20 protein-coding genes are annotated in these 22289 nt (G+C 69.7%); 16 read left to right on the top strand and 4 right to left on the bottom strand.

Annotated features, from left to right (window positions below; genetic code table 11):
* Positions 1-238 precede the first annotated feature (238 nt).
* From DXK32_RS28360 to xsc, 14 genes are all read left to right on the top strand, one after another.
* Positions 239-1045, top strand: a complete 807-nt coding sequence (locus DXK32_RS28360; RefSeq protein ID WP_114861561.1) for an IclR family transcriptional regulator — start codon at positions 239-241, stop codon at positions 1043-1045.
* 210 nt (positions 1046-1255) lie between these two features.
* Positions 1256-2143 (top strand): IclR family transcriptional regulator, encoded by an 888-nt coding sequence (locus tag DXK32_RS28355; RefSeq protein WP_114861560.1) that lies wholly within the window; start codon positions 1256-1258, stop codon positions 2141-2143.
* 14 nt (positions 2144-2157) lie between these two features.
* Entirely contained in the window at positions 2158-3156 is a 999-nt protein-coding gene (locus DXK32_RS28350; protein WP_114861559.1) for a bifunctional enoyl-CoA hydratase/phosphate acetyltransferase, read from the top strand.
* Between the two features lie 52 nt (positions 3157-3208).
* Positions 3209-4198: a Bug family tripartite tricarboxylate transporter substrate binding protein gene (locus DXK32_RS28345; RefSeq protein WP_114861558.1), complete on the top strand. Its 990-nt coding sequence runs from the start codon at positions 3209-3211 to the stop codon at positions 4196-4198.
* 52 nt (positions 4199-4250) lie between these two features.
* Positions 4251-4787, top strand: a complete 537-nt coding sequence (locus DXK32_RS28340; protein WP_114861557.1) for a tripartite tricarboxylate transporter TctB family protein — start codon at positions 4251-4253, stop codon at positions 4785-4787.
* 24 nt (positions 4788-4811) lie between these two features.
* Positions 4812-6395, top strand: a complete 1584-nt coding sequence (locus tag DXK32_RS28335) for a tripartite tricarboxylate transporter permease (protein ID WP_247877389.1) — start codon at positions 4812-4814, stop codon at positions 6393-6395.
* A gap of 46 nt (positions 6396-6441) precedes the next feature.
* A complete protein-coding gene (sauS, locus tag DXK32_RS28330; protein WP_114861556.1) occupies positions 6442-7869 on the top strand; it encodes an acylating sulfoacetaldehyde dehydrogenase in 1428 nt (475 codons plus the stop codon).
* Between the two features lie 11 nt (positions 7870-7880).
* A complete protein-coding gene (locus DXK32_RS28325) occupies positions 7881-9005 on the top strand; it encodes a succinate--CoA ligase subunit beta (protein WP_114861555.1) in 1125 nt (374 codons plus the stop codon).
* Entirely contained in the window at positions 9002-9910 is a 909-nt protein-coding gene (locus tag DXK32_RS28320) for a succinate--CoA ligase subunit alpha (RefSeq protein WP_114861554.1), read from the top strand. The genes DXK32_RS28325 and DXK32_RS28320 overlap by 4 nt, the downstream gene beginning before the upstream one ends.
* A 104-nt stretch (positions 9911-10014) precedes the next feature.
* A complete protein-coding gene (locus tag DXK32_RS28315) occupies positions 10015-13011 on the top strand; it encodes a molybdopterin oxidoreductase family protein (protein ID WP_114861553.1) in 2997 nt (998 codons plus the stop codon).
* A complete protein-coding gene (locus DXK32_RS28310) occupies positions 13008-13763 on the top strand; it encodes a 4Fe-4S dicluster domain-containing protein (protein ID WP_114861552.1) in 756 nt (251 codons plus the stop codon). The genes DXK32_RS28315 and DXK32_RS28310 overlap by 4 nt, the downstream gene beginning before the upstream one ends.
* Positions 13764-13775: 12 nt before the next feature.
* Positions 13776-14720, top strand: a complete 945-nt coding sequence (locus DXK32_RS28305) for a dimethyl sulfoxide reductase anchor subunit family protein (protein WP_114861551.1) — start codon at positions 13776-13778, stop codon at positions 14718-14720.
* A gap of 40 nt (positions 14721-14760) precedes the next feature.
* Complete coding sequence (locus DXK32_RS28300; RefSeq protein ID WP_114861550.1) at positions 14761-15129, top strand: hypothetical protein; 369 nt, start codon at positions 14761-14763, stop codon at positions 15127-15129.
* 48 nt (positions 15130-15177) lie between these two features.
* Positions 15178-16953 carry a sulfoacetaldehyde acetyltransferase gene (gene xsc, locus DXK32_RS28295; protein WP_114861562.1) on the top strand — a complete coding sequence of 592 codons (1776 nt, stop codon included), beginning with the start codon at positions 15178-15180 and terminating at the stop codon, positions 16951-16953.
* 260 nt (positions 16954-17213) lie between these two features.
* Here the strand turns inward: xsc and DXK32_RS28290 are convergent, their stop codons facing one another.
* Both DXK32_RS28290 and DXK32_RS28285 read right to left on the bottom strand, forming a co-directional pair.
* Positions 17214-18071, bottom strand: coding sequence for a ParB/RepB/Spo0J family partition protein (locus tag DXK32_RS28290; RefSeq protein WP_114861549.1), 858 nt, complete (start codon positions 18069-18071; stop codon positions 17214-17216).
* Positions 18061-19083: an AAA family ATPase gene (locus DXK32_RS28285; protein ID WP_114861548.1), complete on the bottom strand. Its 1023-nt coding sequence runs from the start codon at positions 19081-19083 to the stop codon at positions 18061-18063. The genes DXK32_RS28290 and DXK32_RS28285 overlap by 11 nt, the downstream gene beginning before the upstream one ends.
* Before the next feature lie 209 nt (positions 19084-19292).
* On the opposite strand from DXK32_RS28285, the gene DXK32_RS28280 reads away from it, so the two are divergent.
* On the top strand, positions 19293-19487 hold the full coding sequence (locus DXK32_RS28280) for a hypothetical protein (RefSeq protein WP_247877388.1): 195 nt from the start codon (positions 19293-19295) through the stop codon (positions 19485-19487).
* Between the two features lie 444 nt (positions 19488-19931).
* Entirely contained in the window at positions 19932-21032 is a 1101-nt protein-coding gene (locus DXK32_RS28275) for a lipid II:glycine glycyltransferase FemX (protein ID WP_247877387.1), read from the top strand.
* 87 nt (positions 21033-21119) lie between these two features.
* On the opposite strand, the gene DXK32_RS28270 is transcribed toward DXK32_RS28275, so the two are convergent.
* Together DXK32_RS28270 and DXK32_RS28265 are read right to left on the bottom strand one after the other, a co-directional pair.
* Entirely contained in the window at positions 21120-21317 is a 198-nt protein-coding gene (locus DXK32_RS28270; protein ID WP_014200232.1) for a hypothetical protein, read from the bottom strand.
* A 97-nt stretch (positions 21318-21414) separates the two neighbouring features.
* On the bottom strand, positions 21415-22068 hold the full coding sequence (locus tag DXK32_RS28265) for an HAD family hydrolase (RefSeq protein ID WP_114861545.1): 654 nt from the start codon (positions 22066-22068) through the stop codon (positions 21415-21417).
* Between the last annotated feature and the right edge of the window lie 221 nt (positions 22069-22289).

Genomic DNA, 22289 nt, shown 5'->3' with positions numbered 1-22289 from the left:
CGCCGGTGACCAGATGAGCGCCCCGGCTCCTACACCACGCCTCGGGACACGACCCTCTGAAGCACAACGTCAATAGTCTCGTCAGACAGGACCTAACCCTCTCTCCGGAGGGGAGAGGGGACTTCAAATGCAATCGCCGGGGCCCTGCCCCCCTTGCCTATTGCCTGCGCAAAGCGGCCGGTCTATATGCGTCACGTCTCACTCAATGAGACGCTGAAACCGCCAGGGCAGGCGAACCTTGAAAACGCGCAGCACACCGACTCCCGACGCCACCACCACCGACGACGCGGCCAAGCCGAAGGCCGCCGCCACCGACCGGACCTTCGCCATCCTGGAGCTGGTCGCGTCGGCCTCCGGTCCGCTGGCCGTCAAGACCATCGGAGCGACGCTCGGCCTGCCCAAGCCGACCGCCCACCGCCTCGTCAACAGCCTGATCGAGAAGGGGCTTCTGGCGCGGGATCTGGAAACGCGCGACGTCATCATCGGCGTCGAGGCGGCGCGGCTGGCGGTCGGCATCCTGCGGGCCTCGCTGTCCCGCGCGCCGGTCCGCTCCGTTCTGCGCGCGGTCAGCGCCGAGCTTGGGGAGACCTGCAACGTCGGCGTCCTCGACGGCGGCGACGTCGTCTATCTCGACCGTGTCGAGGTCGAGCACTGGCCCCTACGGCTCCAGTTCGGCGTGGGATCGCGCGTGCCGATGCACTGCACGGCCATGGGCAAGCTGTTCCTCGCCACCCTGCCGGACGCCATGCGCAGCCGCCTTCTGGCCTCCGGCCCCTTCTCCGCCCAGACCGCCCACACCCTCACCGATCCGGACGCGCTGGCCGCCGAGTTGCAGCGCATCGCCGCGCGCGGCTACGCGCTCGACGACGAGGAGTATGTGGTGGGCGTGTTCTGCGTGGCGGTGCCGATCCTGTCCTCCACGGGCCGGACGGTGGCGGCCATCGCCGTGCAGGCGCCGAAGGTCCGGCTCTCCCACGACCGTGTCGAGCAGGTCCTGCCCGTCCTGCGCCGCGGCGCCGAGGCCCTGTCCGCACAGTTCGGATAACCTCCCTACCCCCATCGTTCTTCAAAACCGGACGTTTCATCGCTCGAGCCGCGGGATGCGGGCGGGGCATGCCCCCGTATGCATGGATAATTGGGTACACGAACTTTTTGGGCTTGCGCGACCCAAGGTCCTGTGAGTTAATGATACAAATCGTATCGCTGAATGAGACTAACAGGCCGCGCGATACGCTTCCAGTCACGGGGAGGAACGATGACGCGGAAGATCGCCCTGGGCTCCGCTCCGTTGCGGGAGCCCCGCGAACCGACCATTGATGATGCCGCCGACGGCAACGCCACCGACGGCAACGCCACCGACCGCCGGCCCCTCGCCGACCGTGTCCTGGCGGTGCTGGACGTGGTGGCCGCGGCGGGGCAGCCGATGGCCGTCAAGGACATCGCCGAGAAGCTGGCCCTGCCGAAGCCGACCGCGCACCGGCTGATCGCCATGCTGGAGGAGCGCGGCTTCCTCGCCCGCCCGATCGACGGCCGGCTGGTGACCGTCGGCCCGAAGCTGCGCACCCTGGCGCTCAACACGCTGCGCAGCTCCCTGGGCCAGGCGCCGTCGCACGCCCGGCTGCGGGCGCTCAGCCTGGAGCTGGGGGAGACCTGCAACATCGGCGTGCTGGAGGGTGGCGACGTCGTCTATCTCGACCGCGTCGAGGTGGAAAATTGGCCGCTGCGGCTGGAATTCGGCGTCGGGTCGCGGGTGCCGCTGCACTGCACGGCGATGGGCAAGCTGTTCCTCGCCTTCCTGCCGGAGCTGCCGCGGCGGCGCCTGCTGGATTGCCTGCCGCTGCCCCGGATGGCGGCGGCCACGCTGTGCGACCCGGCGCTGTTCCGCGCGGAATTGGACAGCATCGCCGCCTGCGGCCACTCCTTCGACGACGAGGAGTACATGCCGGGCGTCTTCTGCGCGGCGGTGCCGATCCGCGACGGCGCGGGACGGATGATCGCCGCCCTGGCCGTGCAGGCGCCGAAGGTCCGGCTGTCGCGGGAGTCGGTGGCCGAGCGCCTGCCGGTCCTGCACCGCGCCGCAAGCGACATGGCCCGCGCGCTGGGCCTCGACGCCGCCCCGGCCGAGCCGGCCCTCTCACCTTAAGGAAGACGGACGCCATGGCAAGGACGCTTGAGACGACCGCCGCCGGATGCCCGACCCGGCTGATGGCGCGCAGCGCCGCCCTGGAGCCGGTTCCCACGGCGGTGGTCGCCGCGGGATCACCGGTCGCGCTGGAAAGCGCGCGGCGCGCCACCGCCCTCGGCCTCATCGAGCCGGTGCTGGTCGGCGATCCCGCGGCCATCGCCGACAGCGCCCGCCGCATCGGCTGGACGCTCCACGGCGCCTGCGTGGTTCCGGCGCGCGACGACGCAGCGGCGGCGCGGATCGCGGTGGCGCTCGCCCGCTCCGGCGACGTCGGCGCGCTGATGAAGGGGCACATCCACACCGACACGCTGATGCTCGCGGCCCTCGACCCAAAGAACGGGTTGCGCACCGGGCGCCGCTTCACCCACGCCTTCCACATGACGCTGCCCGGTTCAGGGCGCGAGCTGGTCATCACCGACGCGGCGATCAACGTGGCGCCGTCCCTGACGACCCAACTGGACATCATCCGCAACGCCGTGGAGCTGTGGCGGCTGGTCGGCGGCAACGACCCGCGCGTGGCCCTGCTGTCCTGCACCGAGGAGGTGACCGAACGGGTGCCCTCCAGCATGGACGCCGACCGGCTGACCCGCCTGTGCCAGCAGGAGGTGCCGGGTGCTACGGTGTTCGGCCCGCTGGCGCTCGACCTCGCGGTGTCCGCCGAGGCGGCGCGGATCAAGAACCTGACCCACCCCTGCGCCGGGGCCGCCGACATCCTGGTGGTGCCGAACATCGAGACCGGCAACGCCCTGTTCAAGGCGCTGGTGCATTTCCTGGACGCGGTCGCCGCGGGCATCGTGCTGGGCGCTGCGGTGCCGATCGTCCTCACCTCGCGCGCCGACCCGCCGGCGGCCCGCATCGCCGCCGCCGCCATCGCCCAGATCGTCGCCGGGCGCCGCCGCTCCGCCACGCCGGGCGCGCCCTACCCCACCACCGCAGCCAAGGGAGGCGCCGCACCCGGCCTGCACGCCTGACGGCCCGAACGACGAACCCCGCCAAAAAAACAAACCCTGGGAGGGAATGCAAATGCTCCGCAACGCCTTGACGCTCACCGCGGCGGTGGCCGCGCTGCTGTCACCCGTCCTGTCATCCGGCCCCGCGCGCGCCGACGATTACCCGTCGCGCCCCATCGAGGTCATCGCGACCTTCGGGGCCGGCGGCGGCGCCGACCTGATGGCGCGCCAGTTCGCCCGCCTCGCCGAACCGCACCTCCGCGTCGCCATGCCCGTCGTCAACGTGTCCGGCGCGTCGGGCAACGCCGGCCTGACGCGGGTCCTGACCAACCCGGCCGACGGCTACACGGTCGGCACGCTGATCGCCCTGTCCGTCTCCTCCTGGGCGTCGGGCCTGGGAACGGCGAAGCCGGACAATTTCGTCTATGTGGCGATGATGCAGAACTCGCCGTCGATGCTCTACGTCTCGAAGAACAGCCCCTTCAAGACCTATGAGGAGTTCGCCGACCACGCCAAGGCCAATCCGGGCAAGCTGCGCGTCGCCACCTCCGGCTACGGCACGCAGGACGACATCACGCTGAAGTATCTCGGGACCCAGGGCGTGCCGGTGACCAACGTCCCCTTCGCCCGCCCGTCGGAACGCTACGCCTCGCCGATCGGCGGCCACACCGACGCGATCTACGAGGAGCCCGGCGACGTCGCCCAGTTCCTGAAGTCCGGCGACCTGCGGCCCATCGTCGTGTTCGACAAGCAGCGCCACCCCTCCTTCCCCAACGTGCCCGCCTCGGCGGAGCTGGGTCTGGACATCGGCGACCTGCCGAACTTCCGCACGCTGGCGGTGCCCGCCAGCACGCCGCCCGAGCGCGTGCAGAAGCTGCACGAGGCCGCCGCCAAGGTGCTGGCGAGCCCGGAATGGAAGACCTTCTGCGCCGACACCTACACCTGCGTCGACACGCTGGTGACGCCGGACCAGGCCAAGGAGGAGGTCAAGGCCTTCTATGAAACCGTGAAGGGCTATCTGGACCGCTTCGCGACGAAGACCGTCGGCCAGACACCGGGCTGAGTCCGGTCCCGACCCCGCCCCACCCGTTTCATCGCTCTTCAGGGAGGGAACCGTGACTCCCCTGTCCCACGGTCTTCGCCGGCTGGCGACGCCCGCGGCCCTGCTCCTCGGGTCGCTTCTTCTCTCGCAACACATCGTGCGCGACAGCACCATGATCGCCGGCCTGCCCGACCCGGTGGGGCCGACGGGATGGCCCCGGCTGATGCTGGGCGCGGTCGGGCTGTGCGCTGTGATCTGGATCGCCAAGGAACTCCTGGCGCTTCGCCGCGCGGTCCACCAGCAAAAGCCGGTCGACGAGGAGTACGAAGGCTACGCCAATGGCCGGGCCATGATCGGGCTGGGGCTGGTGATCCTGTACGGCATCGCCCTGCCGCAGCTCGGCTTTCCGGTCGCCACCCTCGCCTTCGTCGCGCTGTGGTGCGTCATCGGCGGCATCCGGCGTCCGCTGACGCTGGCGCTGGTCACCGGGATCGGCTGCGTCGTGCTGCTCTACGTCTTCGTCCTGCTCGCCCAGATGCCGCTGAACCGCGGCCACGGCGTCTTCGACGACTTCACCGTCGCGCTCTACCGCCTGCTCGGCATCTACTGAGCCGGCCACCGGAAGGATCGTCCCATGGATATCCTCGCCAATCTGGCCGGTGGCTTCGCCGGCGCCCTCGACCCGTACAACTTCGTCCTCCTCGTGTCGGGCCTGATGATCGGGGTGGTGGCCGGCGCGCTGCCAGGCATCTCCTTCGTCAACGCCATGGCCATCGCCCTGCCCTTCACCTACCTGCTGCCGCCGGTCACGGCGATGTCCTTCCTCGGCGGCATCTATGTGGGTGGCGTGTTCGGCGGCTCGATCTCTTCGATCCTCATCAACATCCCCGGCACGCCGGCCTCGCTGCCGAGCTGCTGGGACGGCTACCCGATGACGCGCAAGGGCCTGTCCTCGCGGGCGCTGAGCATCGCCATCACCGCGTCCGCCTTCGGCGGGCTGGCCAGCGCGTTGCTGCTGACCTTCGGCGCCCCGCCCTTCGCCAGCTTCGCGCTGAAGTTCGACCAGCCGGAGTTCTTCGCGGCCACCATCCTCGGCCTCGTCAGCGTCATCGCCATCGCCAAGGACGCCCCGCTGATGAGCGCGGTCTCGATGTTCCTCGGCCTGCTGATCGGGACGGTCGGCGTCGATCCGATGTACGGCATGCCCCGCCTGACGCTGGGCGTTCCCGACCTGGAGAGCGGCATCAACTTCACCGTCGTGATGATCGGCCTGTTCGCCATCGGCGAGGTGGTGGACCTGATCTGCAAGCGGGCCGGCGGCGCGCGCTCCATCGCCACGAAGCCCGGCAAGCAGATCGGCCTGTCCGACCTGTGGCGGATCAAGTCCTCCATCCTGCGCGGCACCGGCCTCGGTTGCACCATCGGCGTCATCCCCGGCGCCGGGGCCACGGTGGGATCGGTCATCGCCTACAGCGTGGAGAAGCAGGCGTCGGGCAAGGGCGACCGCTTCGGCACCGGCGTCGAGGAGGGGCTGGCGGCCCCGGAGGCGGCCAAGAACGCCACCACCGGCACCGCGATGATCCCGCTGCTGACCTTGGGCATCCCCGGCAGCGCCGCCACGGCGATCATGCTGGCCGCCATGCTGATCCACGGGCTGAACCCCGGCCCGCTTCTCTTCACCTCGAACGCCACGCTGGTCTACACGATCTTCGCCAGCATGCTGATCGCCAACCTGCTGATGATCGTCGCGGCGATGGGCGTGGCGCGGGTCTTCTCGACGCTGATGCGCGTGCCGCCGGCCATCCTCGGCGCCTTCATCATCGTGCTGAGCGTCGTCGGCGCCTACGGCGTGCGCAACAACCTGTTCGACGTCTATGTCTGCCTCGCCTTCGGCATCGCCGGCTACGTCATGAAGCGCACCGGCTTCCCGCCCGCCCCGCTGGTGGTCGGCGTGATCCTGGGGCCGCTGTGCGAGCGCTACTTCCTCACCTCGCTCGCCAACTACGACGGCAACATGACGGTCTTCTTCACCCGCCCGATCAGCGGCACGATCCTGGCCCTCGCCGCCGCCTTCCTCGTCTGGTCGATGTGGCCGTCGGGCAAGCCGCTGCTCCGCCGGCCGCCGAAGGACCCGGCCCAGGGCGACCCGGCCCACAGTGACCCGGCCAACCGCAACCCGCCCCGCAAGGAGCCGCCACAGCGGGTGCTCAAAGCCTGACCGTCCGAACCAACGAACGAACCTTCAGGGAGAGAGACAAGCAACCATGGACAACATCATGCTCGACCGAACGCCAGCCAGCGCCGACCAGGAGGCCGTCGCCGCCCTCGTCGCCCGCGCCCGCGCCGCCCAGCGCGCCTTCGCCGACGCGACGCAGGAGCAGGTGGACGACGCCGTCGCCGCCCTCGCCTGGGCCATCTACGAGCCGGGCCGCGCCCGCGCTCTGGCGGAGCTGGCGGTGGCCGACACCGGTCTCGGCAACGTCACGGACAAGATCGTCAAGAACCAGCGCAAGACCTTCGGCACGCTGCGCGACCTGATGCGGGTGCGCACCGTCGGCGTGATCGAGGAGGACACCGCCAAGGGCATCGTCAAGATCGCCAAACCGCTGGGCGTCGTCGGCGCCGTCACCCCCTCCACCAACCCGGCGGCGACGCCGGTCAACAAGGCGATGATGGCCGTCAAGGGCCGCAACGCCATCATCATCGCCCCCTCCCCCATGGGCTCCGCCGCCACCGGCCGCACGGTCGAGCTGATGCGGGCCGAGCTGGCGCGCATCGGCGCGCCGGAGGATCTGGTGCAGATGATCCCCACCCCCATCACCAAGGGCCTGACGCAAGCGCTGATGGAGGCGGTCGACCTCGTCGTCGTCACCGGCTCGCAGGACAACGTGCGCCGCGCCTATTCCAGCGGCACACCGGCCATCGGCGTCGGGGCCGGGAACGTCCCGGTCATCGTGGACGAGAGCGCCGATCTGGCCGAGGCGGCGCGCAAGATCTGCGCCTCCAAGACCTTCGACAACGCCACCTCCTGCTCGTCGGAGAACGCGCTCGTCGTCCTCGACTCCGTCTACGACGCGACCATCGCGGCGCTGGCGGAGGCCGGCGGCTATCTCTGCACCGCGGAGGAGCGGGAGCGCGTTCAGGCCCGCCTATGGGAGAACGGCAAGCTGAACCGCAAGCTGATCGCCAAGGACGCCGCCATCCTGGCCGAGGCGTTCGAGCTGGCGCCCAAGGCGCGCGAGGCCCGCTTCTTCCTGGTGGAGGAGACCGGCGTCGGCAAGGCGCACCCCTTCTCCGGCGAGAAGCTGTCGTTGGCGCTGGCCGTCTACCGGGTGCCGGACTTCGACGCGGCGGTCGATCAGGTCCGCCGAATCCTCGACCACCAGGGGCGCGGCCATTCCTGCGGCATCCACACGCGGGACGAGGCGCACGCGAAGCGGCTGGCCGACGAGTTGGACGTGGTGCGCGTGCTGGTTAACTTCGCTCACACCTTCGGCAACGGCGGGGGCTTCGACAGCGGGCTGAACTTCACCCTCTCCATGGGCTGCGGGAGCTGGCAGAAGAACTCCATCTCCGAGAACCTGAGCTGGAAGCACTTCGTCAACATCACCCACCTCGTCCGCCCGATCCCGGAGGACAAGCCGAGCGAAGAGGCCCTGTTCGGCCCCTTCTGGTCCCGCCACGGACGCTGACGGAGGCGACGATGAACTTCGAGGAACATGCCGGAAAATCCGTGCTCTCCCGCGCCGGAGTGAGCGTCCCGCAGGGCCGCCTCTGCGCCAGCGCGCAGGAGGCCGAAGCCGCCGCCCGCGCCATTGGGCCGGTGGTGGTCAAGGCGCAGGTGCCCACGGGCAAGCGCGGCAAGTCGGGCGGCGTCAAGCTGGCCGCCACGCCGGAGGCGGCCGCAGCATCCGCGCAGGCCATCCTGGGCATGGAGATCGGCGGCTTCCCGGTCGCCCGCGTGCTGGTCGAGGAGCAGGCGGCCATCGCCCGCGAATTCTACGCCGCGGTGCTGAACGACCCGGCCAGCCGCAGCCCGCTCGTGCTGTTCTCCACCGAGGGCGGCATGGACATCGAGGAGGTCGCGGCAACCCGCCCCGAATCCCTGCGCCGCATGGCGGTGGACATCCGCAAGGGCTTCGGCCCGGCGGACGCGCGCCGCCTGCTGCTGGGGCTGGACCTCGGCGAGGCCGCGGTGCCGGTGGCGGCGATGCTGGTCGATCTCTACCGCGTCTACCGCCAGCACGACGCCGAGCTGCTGGAGATCAACCCGCTGGCCTTGCTCGCCGACGGCCGCGTCGTGCCGCTGGACTGCAAGCTGACGGTGGACGATGCCGCCCTCTACCGGCAGACCGACATCGCCGGGCTGGGCGCAAAGGAACCGCTGTCGGCGCTGGAGGAGCGCGGGCGGGCGCTCGACCTCAAATACATCGAGCTGGAGGGCAACGTCGGCGTCCTGGCGAACGGCGCCGGGCTGACCATGACGACCATGGACGTGGTCAGCCACGCCGGCGGGCGTCCGTCCAACTTCCTGGAGATCGGCGGCGAAGCCTACACCAAGGGGACGGAGGCGCTGGACCTCGTGCTGTCCAACCCCGGCGTCAAAAGCCTCGTCGTCAATTTCTGCGGCGCCTTCGCCCGCACCGACGTGATGGCGGGCGGGGTGATCCAGGCCTGGAAGACGCTGAACCCCACCATCCCCGTCTTCTTCTCCATCCACGGCACCGGCGAGGACGAAGCCGTGCGCATGGTGCGGGAGGAGCTGGGGATCGAACCCTACGACCGGATGGAAGACGCCATCTCGGCAGCCGTGGAGGCCGCGCGATGATCGTACGCAAGAGCGACCGGGTCCTGGTGCAGGGCATCACCGGCAAGCAGGGCACCTTCTGGACCGAACAGATGCAGGCCTACGGCACCAGCGTGGTCGGCGGCGTGAACCCCAAGAAGGCCGGGCAGAACCATTGCGGCGTGCCCATCTTCGCCACCGCGAAGGAGGCGATGGCGAACGGCGGCTTCGACGTGTCGGTGATGTTCATCCCGCCCGCCGCCGCCAGGGCCGCCGCCATCGACGCCATCGAGGCGGGGGCGAAGATCGTCGTCTGCCTGACCGAGCACATCCCGTCGCACGACGTGATGGAGATGCACGCCGCGGCGGCGGAGCACGGCACCCGCATCATCGGGCCGAACACCGCCGGCATCGTCACGCCGGGCGAGGGCTTCGTCGGCATCATGCCGGCCTTCAACCCGCGCGTCTTCCAGCCGGGCCGGGTCGGCGTCATCTCGCGCAGCGGCAGCCTGGGCACGCTGGTCTGCCTGAACCTCGTGCGCGGCGGCCATGGGCAGTCGGCCTTCCTCGGCATCGGCGGCGACCCGATGATCGGCACGACGACCAAGGACGCGCTGGCCGCCCTGATCGACGATCCGGGCACCGACGCCATCGCGCTCGTCGGCGAGATCGGCGGCAGCATGGAGGAGGAGGCGGCGGAGCTGGTGGCGAAGACGGACAAACCCGTCGTCTCCTTCATCGCCGGCCGTGCCTCCCCGCCGGGCAAGAAGATGGGCCACGCCGGGGCCATCGTGACCGGCGACCGCGGCAGCTACGCCTCCAAGCGCGGCGCGCTGGAACGCGCCGGGGCGGTCGTGGTGGACGTGCCCGGCGACCTGCCGGCGGCCCTCGACGCGCTGATGGCCGAGGCCGCGAAACGGTCGGGTGCGCAGCGGCTCGCAGACTGACCGCACAGCCACCTTTTTGAAGAACGGTACGGCGGCACCGCCCCCTCTCCCGGCCCTCCGCCGGGAGAGAACGGGGGAGGCATTCCGGAAGGGAACGGATCAGGATGGCGAAGATCGACGACGTCGGCGGCCAGCGTGCGCGCGGGTTCGCCTTCACCCAGGGCTTCCAGCGAAGGAGCGGGCCGGCGGCGCCCGAGGACGCGCGCGGCTGGCTCGACCGCTACCAGTCGCCGCGCGAGGAACTGAACCCCTCGCCGACCGTCTCCGATACGGTCAAATACACCACCTGCTACATGTGCGCCTGCCGCTGCGGCATCAAAGTGCACATCAAGGACGGCCAGCTCCGCTTCATCGAGGGGAACAAGGACCATCCGGTGAACCACGGCGTGATCTGCGCCAAGGGGTCCGCCGGCATCATGACCCAGAACTCCCCGGCCAAGCTGCGCAAGCCCCTGCTGCGCACCGGGGAGCGCGGCACCGGCGAATTCCGCGAGATCGAGTGGGACGAGGCGCTGACCATCCTGACCGAGCGCCTGTCCAAGATCCGCGACAGCGACCCCAGCAAGCTCGCCTTCTTCACCGGGCGCGACCAGAGCCAGTCGCTGACCGGCTTCTGGGCGGCGCAGTTCGGCACGCCCAACTTCGCGGCACACGGCGGTTTCTGCTCCGTCAACATGGCCGCGGCGGGCATGTACACGCTGGGCGGCAGCTTCTGGGAGTTCGGGGAGCCGGACTGGGACCACACCCGCTACCTGCTGCTGTTCGGCGTCGCCGAGGACCATGACAGCAACCCGATCAAGATCGGCCTGTCGAAGATGAAGGCGCGCGGCGCCAAGATCGTCTCTGTCAACCCGATCAAGACCGGCTATTCCGCCATCGCCGACGAATGGGTCGGCATCCGTCCGGGCAGCGACGGTCTGTTCGTCTTCGCCCTGATCCACGAGCTTCTGCGCGCCGACCGCATCGACGCCGAGTATCTGGTCCGCTACACCAACGCCCCTTGGCTGGTCATCCAGGACCCCGGCGCTCCCGACGACGGCCTGTTCGCCCGCGACGCCGACGGCGCCCCGCTGGCCTGGGACGCGGTGGAGCAGCGCGCCGTTCCCGCCACGCAGGCCGGCATCCGCCCGGCGCTGGTCGGCGCCGTCACCCTGCCGGACGGGCGGCGGGCCGTGCCCTCCTTCCATCTGCTGGCCGAGCGCTACCTCGACCCGCAACACGCCCCGGAGGCGGTGGCCGAGCGCTGCGGCGTTCCCGCCGACACCATCCGCCGCATCGCCGCCGAGATGGCCCACCTCGCCTTCCAGGAGACGCTGACCATCGAGCAGCCCTGGACCGACTGGGCCGGGCGGCGGCACGAGCGGATGGTCGGGCGGCCCATCGCCATGCACGCCATGCGTGGCATCTCCGCCCATTCCAACGGCTTCCACACCTGCCGGGCCATCCACATCCTGCAAATCCTGCTGGGCACCATCGACGTGCCGGGCGGCTGGCGCTACAAGTCGCCCTACCCCCGCCCCGCCCCGCCGGGCCCCAAGCCCGCCGGCAAGCGCGGCGAGACCGGCCCCGGCAAGGCCATCCATGGGATGCCGCTCGGCTACCCCATGGGGCCGGAGGACCTGCTGGTCGGCGAGGACGGGGAGCCGTTGCGCATCGACAAGGCCTTCAGCTGGGACGCGCCGCTGTCGGTGCACGGGCTGATGCACATGGTGGTCGCCAACGCCTGGGAAGGCGACCCGTACCGCGTCGACACGCTGTTCATGTACATGGCCAACATGGCCTGGAACTCGTCGATGAACACGTCCGAGACGATGCGGATGCTGTCCGACAAGGACCCCGACACCGGCGAGCACCGCATCCCCTTCATCGTCTATTGCGACGCCTACGCCTCGGAGATGGTGGCCTACGCCGATCTCGTGCTGGCCGACACCACCTATCTGGAGCGGTGGGACTGCATCTCCCTGCTCGACCGCCCGATCGGCAGCGCGCACGGCCCCGGCGATTCCATCCGCCAGCCGGTGCTGACCCCCGACCGCGACGTGCGGCCCTTCCAGGACGTGCTGATCGAGCTGGGCGCCCGGCTCGGCCTGCCCGCCTTCGTGCGGGAGGACGGCAGCCCGCGCTACCCCGGCGGCTATCCCGACTACATGACCAACCACGAGCGCAAGCCCGGCATCGGCCCGCTGGCCGGCTGGCGCGGCGCCGACGGGAAGGAGGCCGGCAAGGGCGCGCCCAACCCGGACCAGCTCGACCGCTACGTCCGCAACGGCTGCTTCTGGCACTTCGAGCTGCCGCCGGAGCAGCACTATTTCAAGCACGCCAACCAGGCCTATCTGGAGACCGCCACCCGCATGGGCTTCCTCGACAAGCCGGAGCCGGTGATCCTCCAGCTCTACGTCGAGCCGCTCCAGAAATTCCGCCTCGCCGCGCGCGGGCACGGCGCGGTGGTGCCGCCCGCCGACAAGCGGCAAAGGGTGGAGACCTACTTCGACCCCCTGCCCTTCTGGTACCCGCCGCTGGAGGAGGAGGGGCTGGACGAAGGCGCCTTCCCGCTGCACGCCGTCACCCAGCGCCCGATGCCCATGTACCATTCCTGGGGATCGCAGAACGCCTGGCTGCGGCAGATCCTGGCGCGCAACAGCCTCTACATCGCGCGCTCCACCGCGGAGCAACTTGGGCTCGCCGACGGGGACTGGGCCTGGGTGACCAGCCCGACCGGGCGCATCCGGGTGCCGGTCCGTCTGATGGATGGGGTGGAGGCCGGGACGGTGTGGACCTGGAACGCCATCGGCAAGCGCTCCGGCGCCTGGAACCTGTCCACCGACGCACCGGAAGGGACCAAGGGCTTCCTGCTCAACCACCTGATCTCGGAGCTGCTGCCGGAGCGCAACGGCTACCGCCATTCCAACGCCGACCCGGTGACCGGACAGGCCGCCTGGTACGACCTGCGCGTCCGCGTAGAGAAGGCCCCGCCGAAGGAGCGGGCCGAGACGATGCCGCGCTTCCCCGCCCAGGCCATGCCGCCAGGGGTCGAGCCGCCGCCCGCCATTCTGCGCACCGGCGCCGTCTTCCGGCCCACATCTCGGGGAGTACGGTCATGACGAGCCTTCCCAACCGCGAACCCGGCGCCTCCCGGCTGGGGCTGGTCATCGACCTCGACACCTGCGTCGGCTGCCACGCCTGCGCGGTGGCTTGCAAGCAGTGGAACGACGGCGGCCACATGGCGCCGCTGACCGACACCGACGCCTACGGTTCCGGTCCGGACGGGGTATGGTTCAACCGCATCCACAGCTTCGAGGCCGGGACCGAACAGGGCGGCTGCGGGTCGCGCACGACCAACTTCCCGCGCTCCTGCCTGCATTGCGAACAGCCGGCCTGCGTGACCGTCTGCCCGACCGGCGCCTCCTACAAGCGGGCCGAGGACGGCATCGTGCTGGTCAACGAGGATCTGTGCATCGGCTGCAAGCTGTGCTCCTGGGCCTGCCCCTACGGCGCGCGGGAGTTCGACCAGGACGTCGGCGTGATGAAGAAATGCACGCTGTGCATCGACCGCATCCACAACGAGACGCTGGCGGAATCGGAGCGGGTGCCGGCCTGCGTCATGGTCTGCCCGACCTCCGCCCGTCATTTCGGCGACCTCGCCGATCCGTCCTCCGCCGTCTCCAAGCTGGTGGCGGAGCGCGGCGGCTACGACCTGATGCCGGAGCTGGGTTACGAGCCGACCAACAAGTATCTGCCGCCCCGGCCCCGCCCCGCCCTGGCGCTCGACGAGCGCGTCACCAGGGACAGCGCCAACGACGATCTGCCGCTCCACGGCCTGCTGAAATGGGCCGACCGCATCCTGGCGCGCTGAGGGAGGGTTTCCATGCATCCGGCCTTCTCCATCATCTTCTTCACCAGCGCCGCGGGCGCCGGCTACGGCCTGCTCGCCCTGCTCGGCCTGCTGGCCCCCTTCGGCCTGCTGCCGGCGAGCCCGCTGTTCGGCCTCGCCGCCCTCGCCCTCGCCCTGGGGCTGGTGGTGGCCGGGCTGCTGTCCTCGCTGGCCCATCTCGGCCGTCCGGAGCGGGCGTGGCGGGCGCTGTCGCAATGGCGCAGCTCCTGGCTGTCGCGCGAAGGCGTTGCGGCGGTCGCCACCTTTCTGCCGGCGGGCGTCTTCGCCATCGCGTGGCTCTTTCTGGGGGGCGGTGTGGCGGGCGTCGCCGGCTGGATCACCGCGGCGATGGCGGCGGTCACCGTCTATTGCACGGCGATGATCTACGCCTCGCTGAAGCCGATCCGCCAGTGGGCCAACCCGTGGGTGCCGCGCACATATCTGGCGCTGTCGCTGATGACCGGAGCGCTGCTGCTGAACGCGCTGCTCGGCGTGGTCGGTCAGGCGTCGGCTTGGTCCTCCCTGCTGGCTCTGGCTTCGGTGGCGCTGGCCTGGGCGGCCAAGGAGGGGCACTGGCGGCACTGCGCCACCGCCCGCGCCGTCAGCACGGCGGAGACGGCGACCGGGCTGGGTCACATCGGGCGGGTCCGCCTGCTCGACGCCCCGCACAGCGAGGACAACTACCTGCTCAAGGAAATGGGTTTCCGCGTCGGGCGCCGCCACGCCGTCCGCCTGCGCCTCATCACCCGCCTCGCCGCCTTCGCCCTGCCGGCGGCGCTGAGCCTCGGCGCTCTGGTCGTCGGCCCCGGCGCCCTCTCCGGCACGCTGGCGCTGCTGGCCGCCGCCGCCGCCGCCCTGGGGGTGATCGCCGAGCGCTGGCTCTTCTTCGCCGAGGCGAAGCACACCGTGACCCTCTTCTACGGCGCCGGGGAAGCCTGAGCCCGCCGCCTCGACCACCCGCCACAGGAAAGGAACAGAGATGCCGCAAGACCACACCGATCACGGCTCCGCCCTGGCCTTCCTGATGACCCGTGCCAAGGCGATGGACGCCCGGAGCCTCTACATCTGCGGCTCGCCCTCCTGCCCCCGCGTGGGCTTCCGCTCCGGCTCCGGCGTCGTCTACGAGCCGCTGTCCGCCGGCCTCGCCGGACGCCTGATCGACCGCTTCGCGGTGGACGGCCACGGTCTCAGCCAAGGGCTGCTCGTCTGGAGCGGGCGCCATTACCGCTGGTTCAGCATGCCGATGCCGGAGGGGGACGACGGCTACGCCCCCCTGATCGCCGTGCACCGGCCGGCCATTTGTCCCGGCCCCGGCGAGCGGGCCATGCCGCGCGTGATCGCCGGCTGACCGCCGCCCCGCCCTACCCCCCCAATCCATGCAACGAGGATGCGCACCATGAAAATGACCACCGAGGAAGCGTTCGTGAAGGTCCTTCAGATGCACGGCATCCGGCACGCCTTCGGGATCATCGGTTCGGCCATGATGCCGGTCTCCGACCTCTTCCCCAAGGCCGGCATCCGGTTCTGGGACTGCGCGCACGAGACCAACGCCGCGCTGATCTGCGACGGCTACAGCCGCGTCACCGGCGAGATGGCCATGGCCATCGCCCAGAACGGCCCCGGCGTGACCGGCTTCATCACCTCCATCAAGACGGCCTACTGGAACCACACGCCGATGCTGCTGGTGACGCCGCAGGCCGCCAACAAGACCATCGGCCAGGGCGGTTTCCAGGAGGTCGAGCAGATGGCCATGTTCAAGGACATGGTCTGCTACCAGGAGGAGGTGCGCGACCCCAGCCGCATGGCCGAGGTGCTGAACCGCGTCATCGAAAAGGCGTGGCGTGGCTGCGCTCCGGCGCAGATCAACGTGCCGCGCGATTTCTGGACCCAGGTCATCGACGTCGAGCTGCCGCAGATCGTCCGGCTGGAACGCCCGGCCGGCGGGCGGCAGGCCATCGCCGAGGCGGCCCGCCTGCTGTCGGAGGCGAAATTCCCGGTCATCCTGAACGGCGCCGGGGTGGTGATCGGCGGGGCCATTCCGGACAGCATCGCGCTGGCGGAACGGCTGGACGCGCCGGTCTGCTGCGGCTACCAGCACAACGACGCCTTCCCCGGCAGCCACCCGCTGTCGGTCGGGCCGCTCGGCTACAATGGGTCCAAGGCGGCGATGGAGCTGATCGCCAAGGCCGACGTCGTGCTGGCGCTCGGCACGCGGCTCAACCCCTTCTCCACCCTGCCCGGCTACGGCATCGACTACTGGCCGAAGGGCGCGCGGATCATCCAGGTGGACATCAACCCCGACCGCATCGGCCTGACCAAGAAGGTCTCGGTCGGCATCTGCGGCGACGCCCGCCAAGTCGCGCAGCAGATCCTGGCGCAACTCGCCCCCGGCGCCGGGGACACGGGCCGGCTGGAGCGCCGCGCCTTGATCCACCAGACCAAGTCGGCGTGGCTTCAGCTCCTGTCCTCGCTCGACCACGAGGAGGACGATCCCGGAACGAGCTGGAACGCCGAGGCGCGCGAGCGTGAGTCCGACCGCATGTCGCCCCGTCAGGCGTGGCGGGCGATCCAGGCCGCTCTGCCCGCCGACGCCATCCTCTCCACCGACATCGGCAACAACTGCGCCATCGGCAACGCCTACCCCACCTTCGAGGAGGGGCGGAAGTATCTGGCGCCGGGCATGTTCGGCCCCTGCGGCTACGGCTTCCCGTCCATCGTCGGTGCGAAGATCGGCAGCCCCAACACGCCGGTGGTCGGCTTCGCCGGTGACGGCGCCTTCGGCATCTCGATGAACGAGATGTCCTCCATCGGGCGCGAGGGATGGCCCGCGGTCACCATGGTGATCTTCCGGAACTTCCAGTGGGGCGCGGAGAAGCGCAACACGACGCTGTGGTACGACAACAACTTCGTCGGCACGGAGCTGAACCCCAAGCTCAGCTACGCCAAGGTGGCCGAGGGTTGCGGCCTGAAGGGCGTCACCGCGCGCACCCAGGAGGAGGTGACCGCCGCCCTGCGCCAAGCCATCGAGGACCAGGGCCGTGGCATCACCACCTTCGTCGAAGTGATCCTGAACCAGGAGCTGGGCGAGCCCTTCCGCCGCGACGCCATGAAGAAGCCGGTGGCGATCGCCGGCATCGCCCCGTCGGACATGCGCCCGCAGCAGGCCGTCTAAGGCGAGGCGCCGCGCCGTCCGCGCGGCGTTTTTTTGAGATGAGTTGCAGGGGCTTTTCCCCCACCCTGACCCTCCCCCGCTTCGCAGGGGAGGGAATTTTTTTGCCCCCTCCCCTGCGCAGCGGGGGAGGGTTGGAGTGGGGGCAAGACTGTCCAAAATTGATGCCGTAGCGCATTTCACGTTTCGACTTCGAAAGCCCTTATAGGTTGTTAATTTTTGAAAATGCCACAACCTAAAGACGCTTTCGATTTCGAAAGCGGTCACTCCCCCAGCAGATCGTCGATGCGCATCCGCAGGTCCCGCAGCAGCTCCCGGTGCTCCTTCTGCATCGCGGTGCTGACCGCGTCGATGGCCTTCAGCTCCTTTTCGATGCGGTTGATCGAGCGGCCGAGCACGCGCATCGGCTCCACCGAGCCCGGGGCCTTGGACGCCCGCGCCGCGCGCACCGACTGCACCGTCAGCCCGCCGGTGCGCGCCGACTGCCACAGCCGCCTCACCTCCCCTTCATCGCCGACGAAGGCCAGCTCGACCAGGGCCGAGCGGGACACCGCGTCGGGGTTCTCCCGGTACTCGCGGAGGATGTCGGTGGGCAGGTCCAGCACCTTCAGCCGCTTCGACACCTCGGCCTCCGAGCAGCCGAGCACCGCGGCGACCTCCGCCTGGGCGTAGCCGTGGCTGTCGATGAGCTGGGTCAGGCCGCGGGCCAGATCGATGGCGTCCAGGTCCACGCGCTGGACGTTCTCGATCAGCGCGATCTCCTCCGCCTTGCCCTTGGTGATGATGGCGGCGATGGTCGGGCGGCCGAGCATCTGGTGGGCGCGCAGGCGGCGCTCGCCGGCCACGAGGCGGTAGACGCCCTTCTCCGCCGTCTCCTGCACCAGCACCGGCTGCTGCAGCCCGTGCCGCTCGATGGAGGCGGCGAGCGAGGCGAGCGCGGTCTCGTCGAAGACGGTGCGCGGCTGGTTGGGGTCGGTGCGGATGGCGGCGACGTCGGCCTCGATCAGCCGGGGCAGGGCGCCGGTCAGCCCGAACAGCCGGTCGGTCTCCAGGGCGGGGGCGGTGTTCTTCGCTTGCAGCACCGTGGCGGCGGTTTGGCGGGTCAGCTTCTTAGGCGGCATCGGACGACTCCCGGATGCGTCCGGTGGCCTTCAGAAGGGCACCGGCGATGGCGGCGTAGCTTTCCACGCCCGGCGCGCCGATGTCGGCGTCCAGCGTGATGACGTTGGCTCCGGCGGCCTGCGCGTAGATCGTCGCGCGCGGCACCGGCGGGAAGACCCGGTAATCCTCGCCCCACAGCCGGCCGATGTCCTCCAGCGAGGAGCGGTCCTGGGTCTGGCGGGGATTGAGCATGGTCGGCAGCACGCCGAGAATCCGCAGGTTCGGGTTCAGCCGCCGCTGGATCTTCGTCACGGTGTCGAGGAAGGCGTTCACGCCCAGGATGGCGTGCGGCTCCGCTTGACAGGGGATCAGCACATAGTCCGCCGCGGTCAGCGCGTTGATGGTGACCGCCCCCAGGTTCGGCGCGCAGTCGATCAGGATGAAATCATAGTCGCCCCGCACCGCGTCCAGCATCTCCGCCATGGCGGTCTGCGCGTTGGTCAGGTTGCCGGGCAGCTCGGTGTCGGCGCTGGCGAGCGCGATGCTCGACGGCACGACGTCCAGCCCTTCCACACTGGTCGGGCGGATGACGTCGGCCAGCTTCGCCTTGCCCATCAGCGCGTGGTAGAGCACCCTGCCCTGCTCCGTCAGCGCCACCACGTCGGTCTGCGGCACGCCGACATGGACCGTGGCGTTGCCCTGCGGATCGGCATCCACCAGCAGCACGCGGTTGCCCGACCGGGCCAGCATGAAGGCGACGTTGATCGAAGTCGCCGTCTTGGCGGTGCCGCCCTTTTGCAGACCGATGGCGATGGTCGTGCCGGCGCGCGGCGCCTCGGTCGCCGGCTGTTCCAGCGACAGCAGCAGCAACCGGCCCAGCACGTCGCGGGGCAGGGGCTCGCGCCCCGTCTCCCACTTGCTGAGCCGCTGCTTGTCGTAGCGGCGGCCGGTCAGTTCGTTCACGAACGCGGCCATCTGCGTCTGGGTGAGGCCGCGCCTCTCGCGCAGCAGCTTCAAATCGTCGCCGGTCATTGCCCCCTCGTCGCCCCATTGTGCCGGAGTCGTCTGGGAAGCTATCAAGTCGTCCCAACCCCTGCAATGGGTGTCTACCCGCGATCCGGAGCAGCCGGCACTGGCGGAGCACGGCCTCTCCGGTGCATAACTGAGGCATGCGGGGCCGGCGGCGGCACCCGGGTTGTGGGGTTGCGCGAATGGCGGCGAACTGGTCGGTGCGGCAACTGGTGTGTCAGGCGCATGGCTGCGAACTGGCCGTGTCGTGGCGGACCGATGGACGCTGGACCTGGACCGTGTCGGTGGCCGGGGAGCGCATCGCCGTCGGAAGCGCCCACTCGCAGGAAGGCGCCCAGGACGCCGCCACCAACGCGGCGGAACGCCATGCCCGCGCCGACGGCATCATTCAGTTGACGATGTTCTGAACGCCGAAGCACGGATTTCCATTCAATCAGCGCCGAATTGGGCGTATTGCGCCGCAGTGTAACCGTCGATACGGGCGTAGCCCATACAATCCCCAGAAAAAGCGCTTAGCCACAGAGAATAATCCAGTGGGATTTTGCGCGAACCCATCAGGGTTTGTGTGATTTTCCCGTGCGTCTCCTATTGTTTGTGGACGATCGCAAAGACCGTAGGCCGCGCGTGAATTGTCTAAAACTTTCCGCGGAGCTTCGACCTTCGACGATGCGACGGCTCTGGCCTCCGGCCAGGGAAGCGGGACGGGCGAGGTTCCATGTCCGCCCCGATTGCGCCCATTCGACCAACCACGCGAGAGGCTCGACGTGACTTCGCTGGGGAAACGCCAGATTCACACCGACGCATTTGGGGGCGATTGCCTGGACGCTTCACCGGCTGTCGAAATCGACCGTATGGACCGCGGCGGCTGGTACACCGTCATGAACGGATTCGACGACGCCAACATCTTCCAGACCTGGGATTTCGGGCGCATCGCCCATTCCGGCCGCGACCTCAGCCACATCGTGCTGCGCCGGAATGGTCAGCCGGTCGCCGCGGCGCAGCTTCTCGTCCGCCGGGTGCCGGGCATCGGCGGCATCGCGCTGGTCATGTGGGGACCGCTGTGGCGCCCCAAGGGCCGCCCGGCCGATCCGGCCGACTTTCTGGCGATCATGGAGGCGATGAAGGCCGAGTACAGCGTCCGGCGCGGGCTGTTCCTGCGCGCCCTGCCACGCGTCGAGGACGGGGCAGGGGAGGGCGCCCGCGCGCTGTCCGCCATGGAGGCGCTGGGGATGCGGCACAGCGACGCCAAGGCCCCCTACCGCACCTTCATCATGGACCTGACCCGCGACGAGGCGACGATCCACAAGGACCTGTCCCGCCACTGGCGGCGCGGCCTCGCCAAGGCCGAGGGGGCCGGGCTGGAGATCGTCGAGGGCTCCGCGCCGGAGATTCTCGACGCCATCGACGACCTGTTCATCCAGACGCAGCGCCGTAAGGGCTTCCGCGCCTTCGACAGCCGCACCCTGACGAAGGTCCACCGCGCCCTGCCCGACGGCATGAAGATGCACGCCGTGATGGCCTCCCACAACGGCGAGCCGGTGGCCGGCGTGGTGGTGTCGCTGCTCGGCGACACGGCGCTGATGCAGAATTCCGCCACCGCGGAGGCCGGACTGCCGCTGAACGCCGCCTTCCTCGTCCATTGGAAGGCGATGCAGTGGGTGAAGGCCAACGGCGGGAAGCGCTACGACCTGCACGGCGTCAACGCCCAGGCCAACCCCGGCGTCCATCTGTTCAAGCGCGGCTTCGCCGGCAAGGGGGAGGAGGAGCGGGTCTTCATCGGCACCTTCGAGGCGCCCGGCCCGATGCTCAGCCGGCTTCTCGTCGAAGGCGGCCAGACGGTGCGCACGCTGGCCGCGACCTGCACCGCGCAGGCGAGCCAGATGATGGCGATGGCGATGAACAAGGGGCCGGCCGAGCGCGCCGACGCCACCACCCCGTCCAACCCGGCGTAAGTCCCGAAAATGCGAAACGCCCGGTCCATGGTCTGGACCGGGCGTCGCGTTTGCGCGTCAATGGCCGGGCGTTGCTGCGGCGGAGCGTCACTGGGTGCGTGCGATCACCGGCACGCCGTCGAGATCCTTGGGAAGATCGTCGGGGATGCCCGACGCGAAATTGACCGCGATGGCGTAGTCGTCGGACAGCTTCGTGACTTCGGCGCGGGTCATACCGGGGAACCCGCTGAGGATCGCCAGATAACGGTCACGGGCGGCTTCGGCAGCCTCTTTCGGCACGGGCATACTGACCTCCCTTTCGTCATAGGATGCCATAATCATTTATGGATTGTTGGCCCCATAAACAATACCCCGATGCGACCGTTTTCCGCAACGCCTCCGCTCAGAGCAGCCGGGCAAGCCCATGCAGGTCGCCGACCACCGTCACGTCGGGCGGGAATGGGTTCGGCAGCCCCTCCGACACCACACCGACGAAGCCCGTGCCGGCCTTGCGGGCGGCCTCCAGTTCGGTCAGGGAATCACCGATGGCGAGCGACCGCGCCGGGTCGTGGCCGCCCTCGGCGACGATGCGCGCGAAGACCTCCGCCTTCACGTTGGGGGAGCCGGTGATGCTGCGGAAATGCCGCTCCAGCCCCTTGGCGCGCACCGTGCCCATCAGCACCTCGTGCGGCGTGCCCGAGACGAGGTGGCAGGGCGTGCCGTCCAGCCGGTCCAGCGCCGTCTCCGCACCGGCGATCAGCGCGCAGTCGGGAACGCGCGGATCGACGATCTCGGCGTAGCGGCGGGCCAGATCGTCGATCTCCGCCGGGCCGGGGTCGCGCCCGAACATCTCCCGCTCCAGGATCGCCAGCATCTTGAAACGGCTGAGGCCGCCGTTGCGCCAGATCGTCTGGCGCATCCGCTCCTCCGTCTCCGCATCGTCGATGCCGTAGAGGATGGCGAAGCCGCCGTTCTTGGTGGGCACGGAGTCGATGATGACGCCGTCGAAATCGAAGATCACGACCTCCGGGTCCAGCCGGTCGGGTGTCTGAAGCATTGCGCCGTCTCGCATCGTTGTGGTGGCCCCGCGCGGAACAGGGGCGGGTGCCGGAAAAGGCGTCGGGGGATCGTACAGGAAATCCCCCGCACCTCAACGGTATGGGCGGGAAAAACGGCCTTTTGGAAAAGCTGTCCCACAGTGTGGCGCAGGCCACAGCGGGGATGGGCGGCGGGGCGTAGGGTCTGGTCATCGGACAGGCCGGGGCCAGACGCAGACGG

Origin of the sequence: Azospirillum brasilense, from assembly GCF_003349955.1 — a bacterium.
Taxonomy (GTDB): domain Bacteria; phylum Pseudomonadota; class Alphaproteobacteria; order Azospirillales; family Azospirillaceae; genus Azospirillum; species Azospirillum brasilense_B.
The sequence above is the reverse complement of the archived record's forward strand: the minus strand, read 5'-3'. Positions and strand labels throughout refer to the sequence as shown.

Bases quoted from the DNA above. Each gene is read 5' to 3' on its own strand.
- DXK32_RS28355 (WP_114861560.1), top strand. From the start codon at position 1,256: ATGACGCGGAAGATCGCCCTGGGCTCCGCTCCGTTGCGGGAGCCCCGC.
- DXK32_RS28350 (WP_114861559.1), top strand. From the start codon at position 2,158: ATGGCAAGGACGCTTGAGACGACCGCCGCCGGATGCCCGACCCGGCTG.
- DXK32_RS28345 (WP_114861558.1), top strand. From the start codon at position 3,209: ATGCTCCGCAACGCCTTGACGCTCACCGCGGCGGTGGCCGCGCTGCTG.
- DXK32_RS28335 (WP_247877389.1), top strand. From the start codon at position 4,812: ATGGATATCCTCGCCAATCTGGCCGGTGGCTTCGCCGGCGCCCTCGAC.
- sauS (WP_114861556.1), top strand. From the start codon at position 6,442: ATGGACAACATCATGCTCGACCGAACGCCAGCCAGCGCCGACCAGGAG.
- DXK32_RS28325 (WP_114861555.1), top strand. From the start codon at position 7,881: ATGAACTTCGAGGAACATGCCGGAAAATCCGTGCTCTCCCGCGCCGGA.
- DXK32_RS28320 (WP_114861554.1), top strand. From the start codon at position 9,002: ATGATCGTACGCAAGAGCGACCGGGTCCTGGTGCAGGGCATCACCGGC.
- DXK32_RS28315 (WP_114861553.1), top strand. From the start codon at position 10,015: ATGGCGAAGATCGACGACGTCGGCGGCCAGCGTGCGCGCGGGTTCGCC.
- DXK32_RS28310 (WP_114861552.1), top strand. From the start codon at position 13,008: ATGACGAGCCTTCCCAACCGCGAACCCGGCGCCTCCCGGCTGGGGCTG.
- DXK32_RS28305 (WP_114861551.1), top strand. From the start codon at position 13,776: ATGCATCCGGCCTTCTCCATCATCTTCTTCACCAGCGCCGCGGGCGCC.
- DXK32_RS28300 (WP_114861550.1), top strand. From the start codon at position 14,761: ATGCCGCAAGACCACACCGATCACGGCTCCGCCCTGGCCTTCCTGATG.
- xsc (WP_114861562.1), top strand. From the start codon at position 15,178: ATGAAAATGACCACCGAGGAAGCGTTCGTGAAGGTCCTTCAGATGCAC.
- DXK32_RS28290 (WP_114861549.1), bottom strand. From the start codon at position 18,071: ATGCCGCCTAAGAAGCTGACCCGCCAAACCGCCGCCACGGTGCTGCAA.
- DXK32_RS28285 (WP_114861548.1), bottom strand. From the start codon at position 19,083: ATGACCGGCGACGATTTGAAGCTGCTGCGCGAGAGGCGCGGCCTCACC.
- DXK32_RS28275 (WP_247877387.1), top strand. From the start codon at position 19,932: ATGGACCGCGGCGGCTGGTACACCGTCATGAACGGATTCGACGACGCC.
- DXK32_RS28270 (WP_014200232.1), bottom strand. From the start codon at position 21,317: ATGCCCGTGCCGAAAGAGGCTGCCGAAGCCGCCCGTGACCGTTATCTG.
- DXK32_RS28265 (WP_114861545.1), bottom strand. From the start codon at position 22,068: ATGCTTCAGACACCCGACCGGCTGGACCCGGAGGTCGTGATCTTCGAT.